The sequence below is a fragment of the Sulfurovum iocasae genome (genome assembly GCF_047716765.1).
GTDB lineage: Bacteria > Campylobacterota > Campylobacteria > Campylobacterales > Sulfurovaceae > Sulfurovum.
Window position 1 is genome coordinate 2,783,306 of record NZ_CP180410.1, and the last position, 19,652, is coordinate 2,802,957.

The window sequence follows — 19,652 nt, forward strand, 5'->3', positions numbered from 1 at the left end:
TTTTTGAGTTTCATCTGCTATAATCCTTATAAATAATTAAAATATACATACAAAGGCTTTTCCATGAGAAGTGACGAAATAAAACAGGGGTTCAGTAGAACCCCACACAGATCTTTGCTGCGTGCAACAGGCGTAAAAGATGAAGATTTTGAAAAACCGTTTATCGGTGTGGCCAATTCATTTATAGAGATCATTCCTGGGCACTTTTTCCTCAACAAGGTATCTGAAGTCATCAAAGAAGAGATACGTGCCAATGGGTGTGTACCTTTTGAATTCAATACTATCGGTGTTGATGACGGTATTGCGATGGGGCATGATGGGATGCTCTACTCTCTTCCAAGTCGTGAGATCATCGCAAACTCCATAGAGACGGTAATGAACGCACATAAACTTGATGCAATGATCGCCATCCCTAACTGTGACAAGATCGTCCCAGGGATGATCATGGGTGCATTGCGTGTCAATGTACCTACAGTATTTGTTTCTGGTGGACCGATGGAAAAAGGGTACAAAAAAGATGGTACGCCTATAGACCTTGCTACTGCATTTGAAGCAGTAGGTCAGTTTGAAGCAGGAGAGATAGATGATGCAGAGCTTACCGATATAGAATGTAATGCTTGTCCAAGTGGTGGATCATGTTCAGGGATGTTTACTGCAAACTCTATGAATACACTTATGGAAGCAATGGGAATTGCTCTTCCTGGGAATGGAACAATCTTGGCCTTAACACCGGAGAGAACAGAACTTTACAAAAAAGCTGCCAGACGTATTTGTGAAATAGCAAAATCTGACGCAGCAGAACGTGAAAAATACAGAATAAAAAATATCCTCAATGAGAATGCTGTACGTAATGCTTTTGCTGTAGATATGGCAATGGGTGGTTCTTCAAATACTGTACTGCACATGCTTGCTATCGCAAAAGAAGCAGACGTAGACTTTAATCTTGAAGATATCAATGCGATCTCTAAACGTGTATCACACATTGCAAAGATCTCTCCATCATTGACAACTGTACATATGGAAGATATTAACAAAGCAGGTGGCGTTAATGCTGTTATGCATGAGATGATGAAGCGCGGTGATGACATTTTACTTGACAACCTCAATGTAACAGGTGAAACACTTTACGAAAAAGTTAAAGATACAAAGATCTTGGATACGAATATCATTCACACCATTGACAACCCATACTCTGAAGTGGGTGGCTTGGCTATCCTCTATGGTAACTTGGCAGAACAGGGTGCCGTCATCAAAACAGCAGGTATTACGGGAGATAGAGTATTTACAGGTACTGCTATATGTTTTAACTCTCAAGATGAGGCGATAAAAGGGATTCTCGAAGGAAAAGTTAAAGCAGGAAATGTTGTTGTTATCCGTTATGAAGGTCCAAAAGGGGGTCCAGGTATGCAGGAGATGCTAAGCCCGACAAGTCTCATCATGGGTATGGGTCTTGGAGATGATGTAGCACTCATCACTGATGGTAGATTCTCCGGGGCAACTAGAGGTGCAAGTATAGGACACGTAAGTCCTGAAGCAGCAGAAGGTGGACTTATAGGGCTACTTGAAGATGGCGATGAGATTCACATTGATGTTGACAACTATATCCTTGAGGCAAAACTTACTTTTGAAGAAATTGCAGAAAGAAGGGATAATTTCAAACCACTTGTAAAGCCGCTTGAGAGTAAATGGCTGAAACAATACAGAGCACTAGTTACCAACGCCAGTAATGGAGCGATACTCGAAGCAGAATAGCTTATGTTTTCGATGAAATAAAGAGTCGATAACCGTTTTACATGCTTTCCTTAAGTATTGAAAGTGTAGCGTTGTTTCTCTCTTCATTTTTTTATAAAAACGAAGCAAAAAAGCGTCGTGGCTCTCGAATCGCTTCACTTTCAAGGGCGTTCACCACGACAAAAAAAGTATAATATAACTAGGCTATCGCCACTAAATAACTTTCATCCGTAAAAAATTCCATTTAAACAACAAGGCAATTTCATAAGCCTATAAAAATTCAAACCATAATAAAAAGAACTGAAACACGGCAGCAGTTTGTGTTTTCTTTTTTTTGGTTCGTTCTTTTTCTTTGTCACATCAACAAAGAAAAAAAATGAACAAAGAGAAAGTTACCAAATAGATAAAAATTTGTTATTGAGAAAAAAGTTTAAAATATATTTTGAAGAGAAGAGATAGATGATGAGCCGAAGCTCATCGGAGAAAGAAGCTTATGAAGTCACTCTTCTCGCACCCTTATAACGCTTACTATAAAAAGATTTACCTAACTTAGTAATAACCACTTTCTTCTTCGCAGAACTTGCATGAATAAATCTATCGTTACCAAGATAAATACCTACATGATTTACATATCCTTTACGTCTCTTAGATGTATCAAAGAAGATAAGATCACCCGGTCTTAAATCACTTCTGCTAATATATTTTCCATAAGTTGACTGCGCTCTTGATGTTCTAGGAATAGTGATTCCATTCTTCTTGCAGACATAAGAAGTAAACCCTGAACAGTCAAATGTATTTTTTTGTCCTACTGCGCCCCAAACATATCTTTTCCCTAATTTCTTTTTAGCAAGTTTAGTCATCTTGCTAGATTTGCCCTTAGACTTTCCACTAAAAAAGATATCACTCATAGAAAACTTTTGACCTTTTTTAGCTGTTTTTTTAGATTTTATATTCATAAGTGCTTTAGCAAGTTTTTTGTCTTGACGACTCTTCTTCGTTTTTGCTATTTTAAATGTTTTCTTCTTTGTACTTTTAACATAACCGTTTTTAGGAACTTTTAATACTCTTCCCAATTTAAGAGTTGCCCCTTTTTTAAGACCATTTGCTTTTCTCATTTTTGCGGTAGTCGTATTATGTTTACGCGCTATGGTAGAAAGTGTGTCTCCACTCTTTATAGTATATTTTGCTGATTTGGAAGATCTTTTGATATTTGATTTTTTGTTGGTTTTTTGTACGATTCTTTTATTCTTACTTTTCTTAGTAACCTTAGCTATTCTTTTCGTTTTATCTGGGAAATACGTATTTTTAGGAACTTTCAATACCCTTCCTAACTTAAGTGTTTCCCCTTTCTTAAGACCATTTGCTTTTTTTACTTCTTCAATAGTAGTATGATGTTTACGTGCAATAGTAAACAGTGTATCACCATTTTTTATAGCATATTTTGCTGATTTAGTAGACTTCTTTATATTTGTTTTTTTAGCTATTTTTTTCTTTTTATTTGGGAAATAAGTATCTTTTGGTACCTTTAACACTCTTCCTATCTTAAGGTTGTCTCCTTTTTTAAGACCATTTGCCTTTCTCACCTCTTCTATTGTAGTGTGATTTTTCTTTGCTATTGTATAGAGAGTCTCTCCACTTTTAATAGTGTGTTTAACTGTTTTTGTAGCTGCCTGAGCGGTAACAGTAGCAAGGGATAACGTAAGCAATAAGGTATAAAGTTTTTTCAATAAATACTCCTAATTAGTGAAAACTTATAGTAGGGATGATAAATTCCATACTAAAAAATATGTATAATTGTAACTGCATATGATTAATCAAAAATAAACATGAAATTAAATCTATCTTAAATCATACTTATAACGTCAAAAGAGAAGGAAATGGTTTTAAATGTAGTAATTAACATATAAATATTGGCAACCTGGCAATCTTACTTAAGACCCATGATTTTCTGTCCCTATTTCTCAATAGGTTTAGCTTTTTCAACATCTCTGCAGGTATGATAGCAAAATCCACTTTAAAAAAAAATAAAACAGAATAAGCCAAACTTAACTTAACCTTTATTCAACTGCTCTACAATATGATCACCTACCCTGAATGCATTGGCATAGATCGTCCAGGTATAAGGTACAGAACCACCTGTTGGCATGAAACTGGCATCTGCTACGAAAAGGTTAGGCACGTCATGGGCTTGACAATATTTATTGAGTACTGAAGTTTTAGGATCATTTCCAAAACGACATCCTCCTGCCACTAAATTTTGAGGAGGGGAAGCAGATATCGAGCTATAAATATTCTTCGCTCCCATCTCTTCAAGTACCTTTTCACACTTCTTTGCAATATAGTTGCCTACTTTAACATCTTGAGGATGTGCTTCTACTCGAAGTTTCCCAACAGGCATGCCATATTTATCTTTATGTGTTTCATCCAGACTCACAAAACAGTCATCGTTGGGAAGCCAGTCATTAAATATCTCAAAGCGGATACTTTTAGTTTCGGTAAATCGCTTCACAAGACGTTCACCCAAGGCCTTACCCCATACCAGTTTGCCATCTTCCTCATTATTTTTATTTGCACGAGAAATGATGTTTTGATGCTCGAACATAAACTCTACAGAACCCCCTTTGAACTTACCGTCCCACCAATGGTCTATAAAATACCAGTCCAAAATAGAACGATTGACAAAAAGTCCCGTTGTCATAAGGTCTTCAAATTTGATATGTTTCAAGCTCTCTTTATGCAGTTCACCCTGTCCAGATCCTCCAGCCGAGAAGATCAAATTTTTTCCTAACTCTCCACTACTGTTTGCCAAACCATGAGGATGATATTTATTTGAGGAATTGAGCAAAAGTCTAGCACTTTCATGTGCCTGTGCAGCCACAACAAACATCTTTGCAGATATCTTCTTCTCTTTACCCGTAACGGTATCTACTACCACAGCATAATCAACCTCATCTTTTTTTCCTGCATGGAGATACTTGACATACGTGTTGCTCATAAGCGTAAGATTGCCTGTAGCCAAGGCTGGTTTCAGCAGCGCTTCTCTTGAACTCCCTTTTGCCCCTGAACTGCATCCATAGCTTCCACAAAAGTTCGAGTAGTAGCAAGCATTACGGTGCCCTTTATCTTGAGACAATACTGCACGCGGCGTGACTAACGGTACAATGTCAAGTGCTTTACAGCTTTTATCGATCAGTTTTACTACAGCATTCTCTTTGGTGGGAGGCTGAGGGAAATCAGGAGTACTTCTTGGCGGCTCATATGGGTGTTTTTCATACTTACCTGTAATACCCACCAGTTCTTCTGCCAAGGCATAATACGGCTCCAGCTCTTCATAGGAGATGGGCCAGTCAACTATATTGGCACCTTTTATCTCTCCATACTTACTTTTGAGTCTAAAATCATCTGGATGCATACGGTGCAGCATCCCAGACATCAAGTTTGATGATCCTCCTACAATGTTGCCATTCCAAAAACTCCAACCAGATTCATACGTAGGAGTAGCTACCCACTCTCCCTCTACCCTCTCTTCTATCGTATGGTATTCTTCAAAAAGATTTGGGGTGACGATATCTCTACGAGCATAGGCTAACTCATCTTTAGAGAACTCATCACGCTTGATAAGACGGCCTTTTTCCAATACTGCCACTTTGTATCCTGCTTTGCATAAGGTATAGGCTACTGCACCACCACTGGCACCGGAACCAACAATAACTACATCATACTTCATAACTTTATATACCTCGTAGTCGGTCTGGGAAGTCCTCCATATGAACCCAAAGCTTTCCAGCCTGCTTCCTTTACATTGGAACCATAGATAGGATCTGAAAACATCCCTTCCATCGTAAGTGTCATAATACGAGAGAGCCAATTGCTCCCATAATGGGTCTCTTCATAGGCTCTCAATGCACGCTCTTTCTCTTTTTCTGAGAAGGCAGTAAATTTGCCTTCTTCACGACTTTCCAACTCCTCTGCTCCTTCTATGACAAAGAGACGAATATCTTTATCGTAGCTAGGATGTGTGATCGTTTCAAGCAAAAACTGTGTGACATTCATCGATCGGGCTGACGGGATCTGACTTCCTTCAGGAAAGAGGTGTTGTTGTACGGACTGAATGGTTTTTTCTACACGCTTTAATGATTTACTAAATACTATGCTGTTATTTTTACCAAGTAAAGAGGAGGAGAGTCCAAGCACCGAACTTAGGATTAAAAATTTTCTTCTTTTCATTATTATTACTTCTTTATTTTATAGTATAGAACCCTCTGCCTAACCTAGGTACTCATAACATCTCTAGCTTTTGTCTAGGCTAGGCACTCTTTTGAAGTCCTAGCCTTAGCTAAGTCAAAAAAGAGTAACAACGCATAGGCGAAAGCTCGTGATGCCCATAGGATGGGCTTTACAAACGCAATCTTTCACAAGATACTTTCTTCAACGTAGCTTTGGCTATGTTTTAAAAGTCTCTTGCAAAATCTCACATTTGCAAAACCCATTATGAGTACCTAGGTTAGGCAGAGGGTTCTATCTAATCATAATCATCTTCTGTGTACTCTAAGTGCAAAATCACTACACACACTTTACACGTATTTAAGATTATACTTCTAACTGTCTAAAGGGTAGTTATAGAGCTACCTTTAAATTAAGAATAGGAGACAAAGATGAAAAAGTTAATTTTTAGTTCATTGGTAGGGTTGGCACTTGTTGCCTTCACAGGATGTACAAAAGGTGGAAATGCGGAGGCAGAAGCTAAATGTTCTTCAAGTAAATGTCAAGCCGATAAACAAACTACAAAATGCGGAACAAGCAGTAAGTGTGGTGATGCTAAAAAAGTAGCTACAAAATGTAATGGCAGCAGTAGATGCGGGAAGTAACACTTTGTAATCCAAGCATGCTATAGTACTTCCACTCTATAAAACGTTAAAGGATAAGCATGAAAAACATACTTCTTAGTCTACTACTTGGGTTTGCACTTATGTCCTTAATTGGTTGTACTGGATCTGAAAATGATACCTCAACAAGAAAAAACAAGTGTCAATCTGGTCTATGTGGTGGTGGCAAATGCGATCATGGGGAAAAAGCTGAAATCAAAAAAGCTAAAACACCAAAATCAGACAAGTCTGCTGAAAGCAAATAACTTTTTTCTCTTCTCTCTTTGCCTTTTGGCAGAGAGTATAATACTACTTTCCCTAAAACTCTTCTAAAGTTATTATAATACTATCAACTCATCACTCAATACTTTTACTACAAAGATCCTGTCCAAATACTAATATAGAAAATCTTTGAACAATAGAACCCTCTGGATAACCTAGGTACTCATAACATCACTAGCTTTTGTCTAGGCTAGGCACTCTTTTGAAGTCCTAGCCATAGCTAAGTCGAAAAAGAGTAACAACGCATAGGCGAAAGCTAGTGATGCCTACAGGGTGGGTTTTGCAAAGGGTTCTATAATAAAGGTTTGGGAGAATACACACATATTGCACATGTTTCATATTATACTTCCCTTGTATCAAAACTTGAAAATGATCTTCTCCTGAGATACAAATATGATGAAGGAGGTATATTATGTTAAAAAGCATATACCCACTCACAAAAAATATACTAAGCCATGGTCAGAGCTTGTCTCTTTTTTTGGCTAGACTTGTTGTAGCATATGGGTTTTATGAGCCAGCTATGACAAAATGGTCTGACATAGGTAGTGTTGCTACCTGGTTTGGTTCCATAGGTATCCCTTTTCCAACACTGAATGCCTATATGGCTGCAAGTACGGAACTACTAGGTGTTGTACTCTTAACCTTAGGGCTTTTCACAAGACTTATCTCTATCCCATTAATGGTCATTATGGTGGTAGCGATCACCACTGTGCATTTAGCACATGGTTTTTCTGCAGGGAACAATGGGTTTGAGATACCTCTTTACTACATGCTGTTTTTAGCAATATTTGCTTCATTTGGAGCCGGAAAACTAAGTTTGGATCACCTGTTATTTGGTGATGAACAATAAATAAAAAGGATATAAAATGAAAAAATTACTTAAAGCAGGACTCATACTTATGGGCGCTATGGCATTTACACTTACTTTGGCAAATGCCACATGTGGTTCAGGAAAAGAAGCTCCAAAAACCATGAAATGTGAAAGCGGAAAATGCAGTGCCGGGAAATGTGGCAAAGCTGGTATGAAAGATGCTATGAAAAAAGAGACAAATACAACCAAACCCTCAGCAGAAAAGAAGGCACCAGCAAAAGGCAAATGCGGCGTAGGTAAATGCAGCTAAACTATCCAACATTCTTCCTCCTCTTTCTATCCCTTTGCGGGGATAGAAACTTCACTTTTCTTCCACAAATTAGTGTATAATACTTCCTGTAAAACAAATACGCTTACAAAGGAATACCTATGAAACATATTTTATTTTCACTTATCCTACTACTCTTATTTTCAGGGTGTCAAGATAAAAAAGAAGAACAAGCTCAACATGACGCTAAAATAGCCCAGGAAGCAAGAGCTGAACTACTTAAAGAACAGGCAGAAGCCAAGAAAAAACAAGAAGAGCTAGAGAAAAACAATAAGTTTTCCAAAATAGGCATTACATCAGAAGATGGCAAGATCATCATCGATACCAACAAAACCAAGAGCTATTTCAAAGACCTGGCCCATGAAATGAAAATCAAAATGGACAAAATGAGCAAAGATCTGGAAAAAGGTATCGTTAAGAATGAAGAAGCAGGTATCGAGATGAATGAGACACAAATCAATATAGATTTGAATAAAACAAAAACTTTTCTTGACACTTGGGGTAAAAAGATGCAAGGATTCGTCAAAGAATTTGATGAGATAGCAAAAGAGTTTGATGATCAAAATAAAACAACAAAGGATACAAATGCAACAAATTGATATGAATTCAGATGAGTTCCAAGCAGAGCTGGAAAAAACCTCACAGTTTGTAGAGAAAGTAAATAAGCAGTTTGGTTTTGTACAAAACCCCAATGAAGAGGTCAATGAAGGTGTCACGATGGGGCTTGCAAGAAACAAGCTCATCTACGGCAAACGATTCTGCCCCTGCTTTATGGTAATAGGTGAAACAAAAGAAGAACAAAAAGCCGCAGATAACCGTATCTGTCCTTGTAAACCTGCTTTGGAAAAAGAGATCCCAGAAGATGGTCTTTGTCACTGTGGGATCTTCTGTACACCTGAGTATGCTGCTGCAAAAGCACAACATGACGAGATAGAAGAGATCGTACATGAACACTCAAGAGGCTTAACAAAAGAACAGGCAGAAACACTACTAAAAGAGGAACAGCTTGACGGAGATGAACTCGAAGCACTGATAGAAGCAAGAAGTCTTAACATGATCAAATTTACACTCATAGATGTACGAGAATTCATGGAGTTCCAAATGGGACACATCGTCGGTACAGATGCTCTCGTGCCTACTTCACAATTCTATGCAAAAGTAGAAGAACACAACGACAAAAAACAAACACCTGTCATCGTCTATTGCCATACAGGCAGCAGAAGCTTCCAAGTGCAACACGCCATGAAGTCTTTAGGCTTTGAACATGTGTGTAACCTACGTCCAGGGATCATAGGATACCAAGGTGAAACACAACGGGGATAATCAATCCCCTCCTTCTTCATCGTAGGCAAGAGTACCCACGTTACACAATCTCATTAATCACACGAAGTGTGTCTGTCATGATGAACGACCTTAAAAGCGAAGCGTTTCGAGAATCATGACGCTTTTTTGCTTCGTTTTTTCTAAAAAAATGAAGAGAGAAACAACGCCTCAGTTAAAATAATGGGGGACTTTAAAAAATTAATAAAATTTAAGAAGAATAGATATAAGGGGTTGAGGAGCCGAAACTCCTCAAAAGATAGTTAATTAGAACTATTTAGCAAGTGCTGCTTTAGAAGCATCAGCTACTTTTGTAAAACTTTCAGGAGCATTCATCGCCATATCAGCAAGAATTTTTCTGTCAAGTTCGATATTTGCAAGTTTAAGACCATGCATAAATGTTGAATAGTTCATACCATTCAATCTAGTCGCCGCATTGATACGAACGATCCAGAGTCTTCTGAAATCTCTCTTTTTTTGTCTTCTATCTCTGTAAGCATATACTAATGAACGCTCGAGTTGTTCTTTCGCTTTTCTGAAGTGTTTTCTTCTACCACTGTAGAACCCTCTAGCTTGTTTTAATAGTCTTTTGTGTCTTCTAGTTCTTACGACACCAGTTTTTACTCTCATGGTTATCCTTTACCTTATACTTGTACTATGCTAAAGCAATATCAAATGCAACTAGTTGCATGAGCTGACTGCTGAAGTCATGTTATAGTAGGTGTCAAACATTCTCTCTGTTTGAACTTGCCCCTAATCGGGGGATTATAGCTTTTTAAAAAATGTAACTAATAAATTAGTTGATCATCTCTTTAATGTTTTTTGCATCAGCTGCATCAACATATTTAGGACTTTTCATACTTCTATGGTGACCACCGTCAACCTTAGTAAGAATGTGGCTTCTATACGCCGTTCCTCTTTTGATTTTGCCGCTTTTTTTAACTTTAAAACGCTTTACAGCGCCTTTAACACTTTTCATTTTAGGCATATGCTTACTCCCTTATTAATTTTAGAACGCTTTTTTGGCAAAGCCAAACAAAGCTACGCTAACGCTGAGTTTCCTTCAGCAGGAAGCTCATACAGCTAGCCGTATTTTCTATTTGATTTTCACTACAGCCAAGTAGTAGAAAATGGGACGGTATTATACCCAAATATTCTAAAAGGTTTATAAAGTAGAGTTCTAATAGTATTTGTGGTAAAATCTAACGATTAAAAAAAAGGGGATATCTACACTCCCTAAAGGGCAAAATTGGATAAGGCTACAGAAATACTTTCTAACAAAAAAAAGCTTTTAACAGAAGTCTATTTTGATCTACAGCAGTATTTTGAAGAGAAGTATGGCAGGGATGCACTTATTTTAATGGAAATAGGCACATTTTTTGAAGTCTATGAAGTGAACAACGATGAACTCAAGATCGGGAAAGCCAAAGAGATAGCCGAACTCCTAAACATCCAACTCACAAGAAAAAGCAAAGCCGTTCTTGAGAATTCCGTAAATAACCCTCTCCTTGCCGGAGTACCCGCTGTTTCTCTGGACAGATACCTTGCTCGTCTTATCGCTACGAAAAAATATACCATCGTTGTTGTCAAACAAAAAGGTGAAATGCCAAATGTAAAACGTTATGTTTCCAACATCATCTCTCCGGGTACGAACTTTGAATACCTGTCCGAGCCTAGTGAAAACAACATCGTTTCACTCATGATAGATGAAAATGCAGGCATTTACTCTGTAGGGTATGCTGCCATCGATGTCAGTACCGGTAAAACCATTTGTAATGAGATCCACTCTACGCGTGATGACAAAACCTATGCACTGGATGAAGCCTTTAATCTTTTACAGACCTATACAACTTCTGAAGTCATCATTACACTTGAAGGCAAAGAGATCGATAAAGAATGGTTGCTGCACTACTTGGAACTTGAGTCTCTTCATCATACAGTAAATACAAAACGATTTAAAATTCATTTTCAAAATGAACTCTTTACCCGTGTTTTCAACATCAACTCTTTTCTCTCCGCCATTGAGTTTTTGGATCTCGAAAGGCATCCTTATACTACAGAGTCTTTAGCTGTTCTGATAGATTTTATCATCGAGCATGATGAAAGTATCATTGAAAAGATGAACAAGCCGCAGTTCCTGGGTAATAACCGTTATATGTACATCGGTAATAATGCCATGGAGCAACTCTCGGTCATCTCCCGTGATCCTTCTGACATCACCCTGCTTGACCTGATAGACAAAACCTCCACAGCGTTTGGAAAACGTCTTCTCAAAGAAAGGCTACTCAATCCTATCTGCGATAAAGATCTTCTTGAAGAGCGCTATAATCTGACAGAATTACTGCTTCCAAGTATCGACCGTTTTGAGACACACTTAAAACAGATCTATGACCTTGAACGCATTACAAGACGTATCAAACTGCGTAAACTTCATCCTGTAGAACTTACTTATATCGCTATGTCACTTGAAGCTGTTCTGAAACTCCTTGATGATGCACAGGGCAACGGACTTGAGATAGAGAGCAGACTCTATGATGAGACCAAAGAGATGCTTAAAGTCTTGGATGATACTTTTGAACTGGATGTCTGTGCGAGATTTCGCATAGAACAGATCAATGACAATCTTTTTAAAGACGGCATCTACCCTGCTATTGACAGCATCGTCAAGAAACAACAAAAAGAAGTTAACAAGATGGATGATGTAGCCAGTCATGTTGAATCACTTTTTGAAAAAGACAAACTTTTCACAGGAACGACACGCTACACAACAGTCTCTTATCTGGAGAGTGAAGGCTACTTTCTCAACCTTACCAAGAACAGGTTTACACTCATTGAAAAGTCACTTAAAGACTCTTTTGTCACGATCGATGATCAACATCATTTTTTTAAAGACTTCAACTATAAGTATCTTAAAAATGCGGTGAAAGTACAGGCACCTCTTTTTGAAGAGATCACCAGGAATTATGAGACTGCACAAGTCAAACTTGTTTCACTTGTAAAACAACGTTATATTGAAAGTCTTGACCTGCTTGAAAATAGGTTCTCGTTACTGCTTGACAAACTCATCTCCTTTATCGCTAACATTGATGTAGCCATCTCCAATGCCAAATGTACTAAAAAGATGAACCTTTCCCGTCCTCTCATTGAAGAGGGAAATTTCTATGAAGCCACCGCACTGCGACACCCGATCATTGAAGCCAATGATGAAAGAGGGATCTATGTACCCAATGATGTATTTCTGGGTTCCAACAATAATACAGCACATAATCACATCACGCTCAATGCAAGTGATGGGGAAGATGTACTTGGAGTGCTTCTTTACGGTATTAACTCTTCGGGTAAATCTTCACTCATGAAGAGTATTGGGCTCTCTGTTGTCCTGGCACAAGCAGGATTCTTTGTGCCTGCTGTGGAACTTCGTTTTGGACTTTATGATAAACTGTTTACCCGCATCGTCTCTCAAGACAACCTCTATAAAGGATTATCTACCTTCGCTGTGGAGATGATGGAACTCAAAAATATATTTAACAGAGCAGATGAACGCTCTTTGGTTCTTGGTGATGAGATAAGTCAGGGAACAGAGACAGAATCTGCTCTAGCAATCGTTTCAAGCGCTATTTTAAAGCTTATCTCCCTCAAATCGACCTTTATCTTTGCGACACACTTACACCAGTTAGGAAGCATTTCTCAGTTACATAACCTGAAACATTTGATCTTCCTGCACTTAGGCATTAAATATGATGAGACAAATGATACTCTCATCTATAACAGAGTCTTACAGTTAGGCAGAGGAGACAGCCTTTATGGTTTAGAGTTTGCTAAATCACTGCATATGGACAGAGAATTTCTACAGATGGCACAAACGATCAGAGAGAACCTTAATCACTCCGGCTCTGAGATAAAAAAACTGCGAAAACAAAAAAGCAGTAAATACAATAAAGAACTGTTTTTAAGTCGCTGTGCGCTTTGTGACGAAAATGTTGAAGATGTGCATCACATTGCTGCACAAAAAGAGGCAAACAGTGATGGGCATATCGATCACTTCCATAAAAACCACAAATACAACCTCATCCCGCTATGTAAAAAACACCATAACATGGTACATGAAGGAAAGATCATTATTTCAGGCTTTGTGATGACGAGTGAGGGATTGAAATTACATTATGAAGTAAAGGAATAAATATTACACTTATCAAAACCAAAATAGGTTTAGAGTGCATGAGATTTCGATAGAGATTTAAAAGCTGTACATTAAGTACAGCGTTAAATATCTAGCGGAAGATTAGGTGCTATAGACCTATTTTTTGAGTGGAGTTACGTACATATTGATATACCTACCCTCTTGATGTGCATCTTTTTCAAGATTACCTACATCTTCGAGCATTGGCCAAACACGCTTAAGCACATCTACTCCCCACTCCGGGTTTGCCATCTCACGTCCTCTAAGGAAAACACGAAGTTTTACATGCTTACCCTTTTCAAGGAACTCTCTAGCATGTTTAACTTTATAGTTAATATCATTTTCAGCGATCTTGCAAGAGAACTTAACCTCTTTGACTTCGATCTTTTTTTGCTTCTTTCTGGCTTCTTTTTTCTTCTTTTCAAGTTCGTACTTGTGTTTACCGTAGTCCATGATCTTCGCAACAGGCGGTTTTGCATCTGGCGACATAAGCACAAGGTCTAAACCTTTCTCTTCTGCTATCTGCATCGCTTCAGTACGAGAGATGATACCAAACTGCTCACCATCATCACCTAGTACTCTAAGCTCATTTACTCTGATAGCATCGTTCATGATAGTATCGTCAGCTTTTCTTCTACCTTTATTTCTGTCGTGTTGTCTACTCAAATTTTACCTTCTTGAAGTTGTTGGGTTAATTCTACCATAAATTCGTCTTGTGTAAGATTATACTGTTCTCTGGTTCTTCTGTTTCTGATTGCTACAGAATTTCCTTGAACTTCTTCATCACCAATGATCACTACATACGGCACTCTCTGCTTTTCAGCTGTTCTGATACGTTTATTGAGAGAGTCATTTTTATCATAGACTTCTGAGTCTATACCCTCAAGCATCAATGTTTTCTTAAGTGCTTTTGCATAATCTACGTGACTTTCAGAGATAGGAACGAAGATCACTTGTGTTGGTGCCAGGAAGAATGGAAACTCTCCTGCATAGTGTTCAACCAAGATAGCGATAAATCTTTCAAATGAACCTAAGATCGCACGGTGGATCATCACCGGCTGTTTACGTGTGTTGTCTTCCGCTACATACTCTACACCAAATCTCTCCGGCAGGTTAAAGTCCACCTGGATAGTACCACACTGCCATTTACGCCCAAGCGCATCGGTGATCTTAACATCGATCTTAGGTCCGTAGAATGCTCCACCACCCTCATCTATGGTAAACGGTAAGTTGTTTTCATTCAAGGCATCTTTGAGCCCTTGTGTTGCCAACTCCCATACATCATCTTCACCGATGGCTTTTTCCGGTTTGGTTGAAACTTCCATCGTGTAGTCAAATCCAAAGAGCTTCATGACAGAGTCAACAAACTCTACCACCTCGATGACCTCAGCAGCGATCTGCTCTGGAGCACAGAAGATATGTGCATCATCCTGTGTAAATTCTCTTACACGAAGCAGTCCATGAAGTACACCTGACTTTTCATGTCTGTGTACTACACCATATTCATAATACTTCACTGGAAGATCACGGTAACTTTTTTGCGTCTGCTTAAAGATCTGGATATGCCCGATACAGTTCATCGGCTTGATACCGTACTCTTGTTCATCGATATTCGTAAGGTACATGTTCTCACCATAGCAGGCATAGTGTCCTGATGTTCTCCACATATCTGCTTTGAGGATCTCCGGACCTCTTACCGGTTCATAGCCTCTTACACGGTGTGCTTTGTGGAGGATATCTTCGAGTTTTGCTCTAAGTTTCGCTCCTTGCGGCATCCAGAAAGGTAGACCTGCACCTGACTCTTCATCAAACATAAAGAGATTCATCTCTGCACCGATCTTACGGTGATCACGTTTTTTTGCCTCTTCAAGCATCGTCATATGTGCTTTAAGTGCCTCTTTATCTGCAAAAGCGATACCGTAGATACGCGTAAGCATCTCTGCATTCTCATCTCCACCAAGGTATGCTCCTGCAACTCTTGTGAGTTTAAAGTTATGCAAAAATCTCAATGCGGGTACGTGAGGACCACGACAAAGGTCTTCAAAATCCCCTTGCTTGTAGATAGAAAGTGTATCGTCTTCTATACGAGACATTACTTTTTGTTTCAAGTCATCATTGGCAAACTTGACCAAAGCTTCTTCTTTGGTCATTTCATACTTCTCGATCTTATACTTTTTCTTGATAAGCTCTTTCATCTTTTTTTCGATGGTCTTAAGGTCATTTTCACCTATCTGTTCATCTACTCTAAAGTCGTAGTAAAACCCTTCATCCACAACAGGTCCTACAAAGAACTGTGAGTTAGGATAAAGTTCTGTAATGGCCTGTGCCATCAAGTGTGCGGTAGAGTGTCTTATGATCTCCAGTGCATTGTCGCTGTTGTCGTATTCTATAGGTGTTGCTGTGCAGTTCTCTTCTGCACTCTGTGTATCTAGTATGTTCCCCTGGTCATCTATATAACCGATAAGATTTTCACTCAAATTAAGCCTTTATGTATCGCAGCCTATTATAAACAAGACTGGCCACGCGTTAAAAATGCGGCTATTATAGCTAAAAGTTAAATAAGAATGAATTAAGAGCCAGACATCAGAGATTCTTTTACCTCATCTTTCTTCTTTTTCCTTTCTTCGATCAGTTTGTAGGCGACATAGTATTTGAAAATGTTAGCTACATAGGTCACCGTTTCACTACCGATCTTCTCTGCTGCCAGAATTTCAACATGGTTGAACCAGACATTGGGGTTCAGTCCACGCTCTTTCGCTGCTTTTCTCAAACCTCGTATACGACCCGGACCTGCATTATAGGCGGCAAAAGCAAAAAGCTCTTTATTGAAATCATCCATTGGCTCATTTTTAAAATAGTGATCAATAAGCCAGCGATGATATTTGATACCTGCATGGATATTCTCTTCTTCTTTTTTGATACTGCCTACACTCATCTCTTTTCCCGTAGCAGGCATAAGCTGCATAATACCTATCGCCCCTACCGGACTTCTCTTTTTTTGGTCCAGATGAGACTCCTGATACCCCTGTGCGATCATCAATAAATAATTCAGATCATACTTATCTGCATAGCGTTGGAAAAACTCCACCACTTTCTTAAATTTCTTTAACTCTTTTTCTGAGGTAGCGCACTTAACAAACTTGACGTTATCAACATAGCGATTCAAGAGTATATTACCAAAGAGCGTACCTTCTTTATGTGTTTTGGCAAAAATATTGATCTCTTTCATCAAAAGCGGACTGTTCTTACGGATCATCCATCCAAATGTCAGATTTTTCTTAATAGGGATTGCTTCATGCAAAACGATATCTGACAATACTTGTGACCAGAGTTTGGCTTTGTAGTCATCCACCACGATAATACCTATCAGACCTGCATTGACCATCTCCATAAGGTCCTCATCTTCAAGCTGTTCAGGAACAGATTTCAGATTAATAGGATCAAGTCCTATTTCTGAAAAACGTATATTTAACTGCTTAAGATACTCACTGTAGTTTGAAGAAGAACGCACAAAGACCTCTTTTCCTGAGAGATCCTCGATAGAATTGATCTTGGGAGAAGAGGGACCGGTAATGACAATTTCATTGACGTTATGATAGAAAGGGTCAGAAAAATCGATCATTTTCTGACCCTTGGGAGTAATAGCAATATCTGCAACTGCAATATCACCTCGTCCCTCTATGAGTGCAGGGATCAATTCATCTCTTAATACAGGAATAAATGCAACATGTGTCTTAAGATGCTTTAATTTGGGAGGATAATTTTTATTGATATTTTTCTCAAATTCTCTCACTAATTCATAAAAGATACCACTCCTCTTACCCTTATCAACTTGATACATGATCTTGGACGGTATGACCAAAACCCGGATCAGGCGTTCTTTGACCATTCCATCCAGATCTCCTGTCCAATGAGATACAATATTACTGACAAGGATGTCTGACTTATTGTTATCTGTTGATGTATTGGTATCAGATTGTTTTGATGATACAGTAGCAGCCTGATGGACTGGGGTCTCTTCTGCATGAAGAAGTGATACAAACATAATTGAGACCAATAACAAGGTGATCGTTTTAAGTAGATGTTTAAACATAGTCAAATACCTCCTTTTCAAAAGTATTACTATAATTATTTATTATACTATAAAACTAGATAAATAGATACTTTAGCACTGTAATCTCAGAAGGTTTTATTCTCATTAAAAGCGAATCGACCAACCCACTGCAAAAGTATCGGTCTTCGATCTGGTTTCAGTGTCTGTTCTTGTTTTTGCCCAGATATAGCTGAATTTGAGACCTTGATTCTCTGTAAGAGGGATGCCCAAAGAGAGTGCCGAGATGAATCCCTCTCTCTTATCATTTTTATCCACACCACTGACTTTCGAAGCACCCCCTTGCCCATAGCCTGCACTCAAAGAGCCCCATACTCCCGGATCAAAGACCCGTATGATATGTGCCTGGGCTGCATAAAATGGTTTTTGTTCAAGTTCATTCCCATTAAAGAAGTTGTCATTATCTGTAAAAAAGAAAATGGAACCGGTCAATTCATACGACCAGGGACCACGGGTATGCACCACCCCGATCTGAGGGCGAATCGTATAACGGTTTGCACTAAGGTTAATCAGTTTATCTTCAAAATACTCACCCAAAGGTACACCAACGGCAATAGCTGCACCAACGACTGTATTGATAGCTTCTTTAGAATCTGAAGTAGGAGCACCAAGTAGGTTGACGGAGAGTCGAAAATGAGGATCAACTAGACCCGTGCGTTCTGCACTTGCCGGTTCACCGCTAAGCAGCCCATCCCATTCTGCTTTATGGAAAGGAAGAAGTACATCAAAGCGCATTAACTTTTCTGCAAAGGTGAAAAAATGCGTATAACTCATAATAAGAAAATCTCTTTTTACCTTGGCATCCTCAATATCTAAAATAGGGTCAAAGCCAATATCCCCTGAGTTATGTCCATAGGTAACACCCAAAATAGTGGTTCCTGAAGGTAAAGGTGTCCAGCGTCTTGGTTCCAGATCTTGAGCAAAAAGTGTACTGCCCATCAGAAAAGCCAGACAGGCCAAGTAACTGAGTTTTATGTTTTTTAGTCTCATCGGTCCCTTTCTAATTATTGGAAGGTACTGTTGTTTTACCTTCATAGAATATCTGGATAATCCGCAAAGATGTTTCTTCGTAGTTGAACACGTGTCTTTACTTTATGTACAAAAGAGTATTGCGAAATAAAGGGCACATCCATAACCAATGTTACCCTAAAATTCTTCCTGATACCTTAGTATGTCGGGAAGACGAATTGGATAGTGAAGCTGACCGAATAGTCAGGTGCACCCTCTGGTTTTTCGACATTGTAATAGGCCTCAAGTCGAGAAAGCACTATCTGATTACCGATCTTGAATGATCTCCCGAAACCACCACCCAGAGGTACTATCCAACGATTATTGCTGTCGGCTTCCCAATTGGCAGAGATGATCATATCAGTAAATAGATGCCATCCGTCTCCCATATTGTACGTTATAATGGGCTCGATCACCATTTGACTCACGTCTCTGCGCTCAGAATCACCGGTAAATGACCATATTTGACGACCACGTACCAATATATTGCCCCAACCGGTATCTGTCAATATCATACCGGCAATCCCTGTGCTCCATTTACCACTTCCCAGCTGATCATTGCTGGCTGACGGCATAGTAATAGTTGGTCCTACACCCCATATGAAGGTATCATAGTTGACCGGAGAAAAGAGCAGAGAATAGTTGATGTCTCCCAGTCCACTGGCAGACCCTCCCTGTTCCGGGCTCGGGTTATTGGGGCCCACTATCGCTCCATCTACACGTGCAAGAGGAATGACAGCACGATTGAAAAGATTCCAATCGCCTACATTTCCTTCTACAATCGGCATCACATTCAGAATAGTACCACTGCCATTTGAGGCACCCTTGTCAAAGGTGGTTTTAAACGGCACAGTGATGAAAGAACTTATCGGATTTTTACTCGAACCAGCTTCGGCATTCAAGGAAGATACTCCAAAAATAAGCCCTACACTTGTTAAAGTCACGATCAAAGATTTTTTCAATACCATCTAATCTATTTCCTTACTTTGAGAGATATACAGCCGCTTCAGAATGTT

At 38.9% G+C, this 19,652-nt stretch carries 18 protein-coding genes and 1 riboswitch; of the genes, 8 read left to right on the forward strand and 10 right to left on the reverse strand.

Annotation, left to right across the window (positions count from 1 at the left end):
• Positions 1 to 63 precede the first annotated feature (63 nt).
• A complete protein-coding gene (gene ilvD / locus ACLHDG_RS13870; RefSeq protein WP_415406829.1) occupies positions 64 to 1,752 on the forward strand; it encodes a dihydroxy-acid dehydratase in 1,689 nt (562 codons plus the stop codon).
• A 470-nt stretch (positions 1,753 to 2,222) separates the two neighbouring features.
• Here the strand turns inward: ilvD and ACLHDG_RS13875 are convergent, their stop codons facing one another.
• From ACLHDG_RS13875 to ACLHDG_RS13885, 3 genes are all read right to left on the reverse strand, one after another.
• Positions 2,223 to 3,458, reverse strand: a complete 1,236-nt coding sequence (locus ACLHDG_RS13875) for a LysM peptidoglycan-binding domain-containing protein (protein ID WP_415406830.1) — start codon at positions 3,456 to 3,458, stop codon at positions 2,223 to 2,225.
• 182 nt (positions 3,459 to 3,640) lie between these two features.
• Positions 3,641 to 3,716, reverse strand: a riboswitch (cyclic di-GMP riboswitch).
• Positions 3,717 to 3,781: 65 nt separating this feature from the next.
• Positions 3,782 to 5,458 (reverse strand): GMC family oxidoreductase, encoded by a 1,677-nt coding sequence (locus tag ACLHDG_RS13880; protein WP_415406831.1) that lies wholly within the window; start codon positions 5,456 to 5,458, stop codon positions 3,782 to 3,784.
• The gene (locus ACLHDG_RS13885) at positions 5,455 to 5,958 is read right to left on the reverse strand and encodes a gluconate 2-dehydrogenase subunit 3 family protein (RefSeq protein WP_415406832.1); all 504 of its coding nucleotides are present in this window, start codon (positions 5,956 to 5,958) and stop codon (positions 5,455 to 5,457) included. The genes ACLHDG_RS13880 and ACLHDG_RS13885 overlap by 4 nt, the downstream gene beginning before the upstream one ends.
• A 428-nt stretch (positions 5,959 to 6,386) precedes the next feature.
• On the opposite strand from ACLHDG_RS13885, the gene ACLHDG_RS13890 reads away from it, so the two are divergent.
• The 6 genes from ACLHDG_RS13890 (at position 6,387) to ACLHDG_RS13915 (ending at position 9,340) form a co-directional block, all read left to right on the forward strand.
• Positions 6,387 to 6,599, forward strand: a complete 213-nt coding sequence (locus tag ACLHDG_RS13890; protein WP_415406833.1) for a hypothetical protein — start codon at positions 6,387 to 6,389, stop codon at positions 6,597 to 6,599.
• Between the two features lie 59 nt (positions 6,600 to 6,658).
• Positions 6,659 to 6,862, forward strand: coding sequence for a hypothetical protein (locus ACLHDG_RS13895; protein WP_415406834.1), 204 nt, complete (start codon positions 6,659 to 6,661; stop codon positions 6,860 to 6,862).
• Between the two features lie 428 nt (positions 6,863 to 7,290).
• Complete coding sequence (locus ACLHDG_RS13900) at positions 7,291 to 7,728, forward strand: DoxX family protein (RefSeq protein WP_415406835.1); 438 nt, start codon at positions 7,291 to 7,293, stop codon at positions 7,726 to 7,728.
• Positions 7,729 to 7,744: 16 nt separating this feature from the next.
• Entirely contained in the window at positions 7,745 to 7,999 is a 255-nt protein-coding gene (locus ACLHDG_RS13905; RefSeq protein ID WP_415406836.1) for a hypothetical protein, read from the forward strand.
• A gap of 119 nt (positions 8,000 to 8,118) precedes the next feature.
• On the forward strand, positions 8,119 to 8,616 hold the full coding sequence (locus tag ACLHDG_RS13910) for a hypothetical protein (protein ID WP_415406837.1): 498 nt from the start codon (positions 8,119 to 8,121) through the stop codon (positions 8,614 to 8,616).
• Complete coding sequence (locus tag ACLHDG_RS13915; RefSeq protein ID WP_415406838.1) at positions 8,603 to 9,340, forward strand: ferredoxin-thioredoxin reductase catalytic domain-containing protein; 738 nt, start codon at positions 8,603 to 8,605, stop codon at positions 9,338 to 9,340. The genes ACLHDG_RS13910 and ACLHDG_RS13915 overlap by 14 nt, the downstream gene beginning before the upstream one ends.
• A 270-nt stretch (positions 9,341 to 9,610) precedes the next feature.
• Here ACLHDG_RS13915 and rplT read toward each other — a convergent pair whose 3' ends face one another.
• On the reverse strand, positions 9,611 to 9,967 hold the full coding sequence (gene rplT, locus ACLHDG_RS13920) for a 50S ribosomal protein L20 (RefSeq protein WP_373033688.1): 357 nt from the start codon (positions 9,965 to 9,967) through the stop codon (positions 9,611 to 9,613).
• Positions 9,968 to 10,133: 166 nt separating this feature from the next.
• Positions 10,134 to 10,325 (reverse strand): 50S ribosomal protein L35, encoded by a 192-nt coding sequence (gene rpmI, locus ACLHDG_RS13925; protein WP_415406840.1) that lies wholly within the window; start codon positions 10,323 to 10,325, stop codon positions 10,134 to 10,136.
• A gap of 261 nt (positions 10,326 to 10,586) precedes the next feature.
• On the opposite strand from rpmI, the gene ACLHDG_RS13930 reads away from it, so the two are divergent.
• Positions 10,587 to 13,517: a MutS-related protein gene (locus ACLHDG_RS13930; RefSeq protein ID WP_415406841.1), complete on the forward strand. Its 2,931-nt coding sequence runs from the start codon at positions 10,587 to 10,589 to the stop codon at positions 13,515 to 13,517.
• Positions 13,518 to 13,634: 117 nt separating this feature from the next.
• Here the strand turns inward: ACLHDG_RS13930 and infC are convergent, their stop codons facing one another.
• The 5 genes from infC to ACLHDG_RS13955 all read right to left on the reverse strand — a co-directional run bounded on the left by infC (position 13,635) and on the right by ACLHDG_RS13955 (position 19,604).
• Positions 13,635 to 14,183, reverse strand: a complete 549-nt coding sequence (gene infC, locus ACLHDG_RS13935) for a translation initiation factor IF-3 (protein WP_415406842.1) — start codon at positions 14,181 to 14,183, stop codon at positions 13,635 to 13,637.
• A complete protein-coding gene (thrS, locus tag ACLHDG_RS13940; RefSeq protein WP_415406843.1) occupies positions 14,180 to 15,994 on the reverse strand; it encodes a threonine--tRNA ligase in 1,815 nt (604 codons plus the stop codon). The genes infC and thrS overlap by 4 nt, the downstream gene beginning before the upstream one ends.
• Positions 15,995 to 16,086: 92 nt before the next feature.
• Entirely contained in the window at positions 16,087 to 17,610 is a 1,524-nt protein-coding gene (locus tag ACLHDG_RS13945) for a transglycosylase SLT domain-containing protein (protein WP_415406844.1), read from the reverse strand.
• Positions 17,611 to 17,715: 105 nt separating this feature from the next.
• A complete protein-coding gene (locus ACLHDG_RS13950) occupies positions 17,716 to 18,618 on the reverse strand; it encodes a transporter (protein WP_415406846.1) in 903 nt (300 codons plus the stop codon).
• Between the two features lie 176 nt (positions 18,619 to 18,794).
• Positions 18,795 to 19,604 carry a hypothetical protein gene (locus ACLHDG_RS13955; RefSeq protein WP_415406847.1) on the reverse strand — a complete coding sequence of 270 codons (810 nt, stop codon included), beginning with the start codon at positions 19,602 to 19,604 and terminating at the stop codon, positions 18,795 to 18,797.
• Between the last annotated feature and the right edge of the window lie 48 nt (positions 19,605 to 19,652).

What these genes read in the sequence shown, in the direction of transcription:
- ilvD (WP_415406829.1), top strand. Translation starts at nt 64, where the DNA reads ATGAGAAGTGACGAAATAAAACAGGGGTTCAGTAGAACCCCACACAGA.
- ACLHDG_RS13880 (WP_415406831.1), bottom strand. Translation starts at nt 5,458, where the DNA reads ATGAAGTATGATGTAGTTATTGTTGGTTCCGGTGCCAGTGGTGGTGCA.
- ACLHDG_RS13885 (WP_415406832.1), bottom strand. Translation starts at nt 5,958, where the DNA reads ATGAAAAGAAGAAAATTTTTAATCCTAAGTTCGGTGCTTGGACTCTCC.
- ACLHDG_RS13890 (WP_415406833.1), top strand. Translation starts at nt 6,387, where the DNA reads ATGAAAAAGTTAATTTTTAGTTCATTGGTAGGGTTGGCACTTGTTGCC.
- ACLHDG_RS13895 (WP_415406834.1), top strand. Translation starts at nt 6,659, where the DNA reads ATGAAAAACATACTTCTTAGTCTACTACTTGGGTTTGCACTTATGTCC.
- ACLHDG_RS13900 (WP_415406835.1), top strand. Translation starts at nt 7,291, where the DNA reads ATGTTAAAAAGCATATACCCACTCACAAAAAATATACTAAGCCATGGT.
- ACLHDG_RS13905 (WP_415406836.1), top strand. Translation starts at nt 7,745, where the DNA reads ATGAAAAAATTACTTAAAGCAGGACTCATACTTATGGGCGCTATGGCA.
- ACLHDG_RS13910 (WP_415406837.1), top strand. Translation starts at nt 8,119, where the DNA reads ATGAAACATATTTTATTTTCACTTATCCTACTACTCTTATTTTCAGGG.
- ACLHDG_RS13915 (WP_415406838.1), top strand. Translation starts at nt 8,603, where the DNA reads ATGCAACAAATTGATATGAATTCAGATGAGTTCCAAGCAGAGCTGGAA.
- rplT (WP_373033688.1), bottom strand. Translation starts at nt 9,967, where the DNA reads ATGAGAGTAAAAACTGGTGTCGTAAGAACTAGAAGACACAAAAGACTA.
- rpmI (WP_415406840.1), bottom strand. Translation starts at nt 10,325, where the DNA reads ATGCCTAAAATGAAAAGTGTTAAAGGCGCTGTAAAGCGTTTTAAAGTT.
- ACLHDG_RS13945 (WP_415406844.1), bottom strand. Translation starts at nt 17,610, where the DNA reads ATGTTTAAACATCTACTTAAAACGATCACCTTGTTATTGGTCTCAATT.
- ACLHDG_RS13950 (WP_415406846.1), bottom strand. Translation starts at nt 18,618, where the DNA reads ATGAGACTAAAAAACATAAAACTCAGTTACTTGGCCTGTCTGGCTTTT.
- ACLHDG_RS13955 (WP_415406847.1), bottom strand. Translation starts at nt 19,604, where the DNA reads ATGGTATTGAAAAAATCTTTGATCGTGACTTTAACAAGTGTAGGGCTT.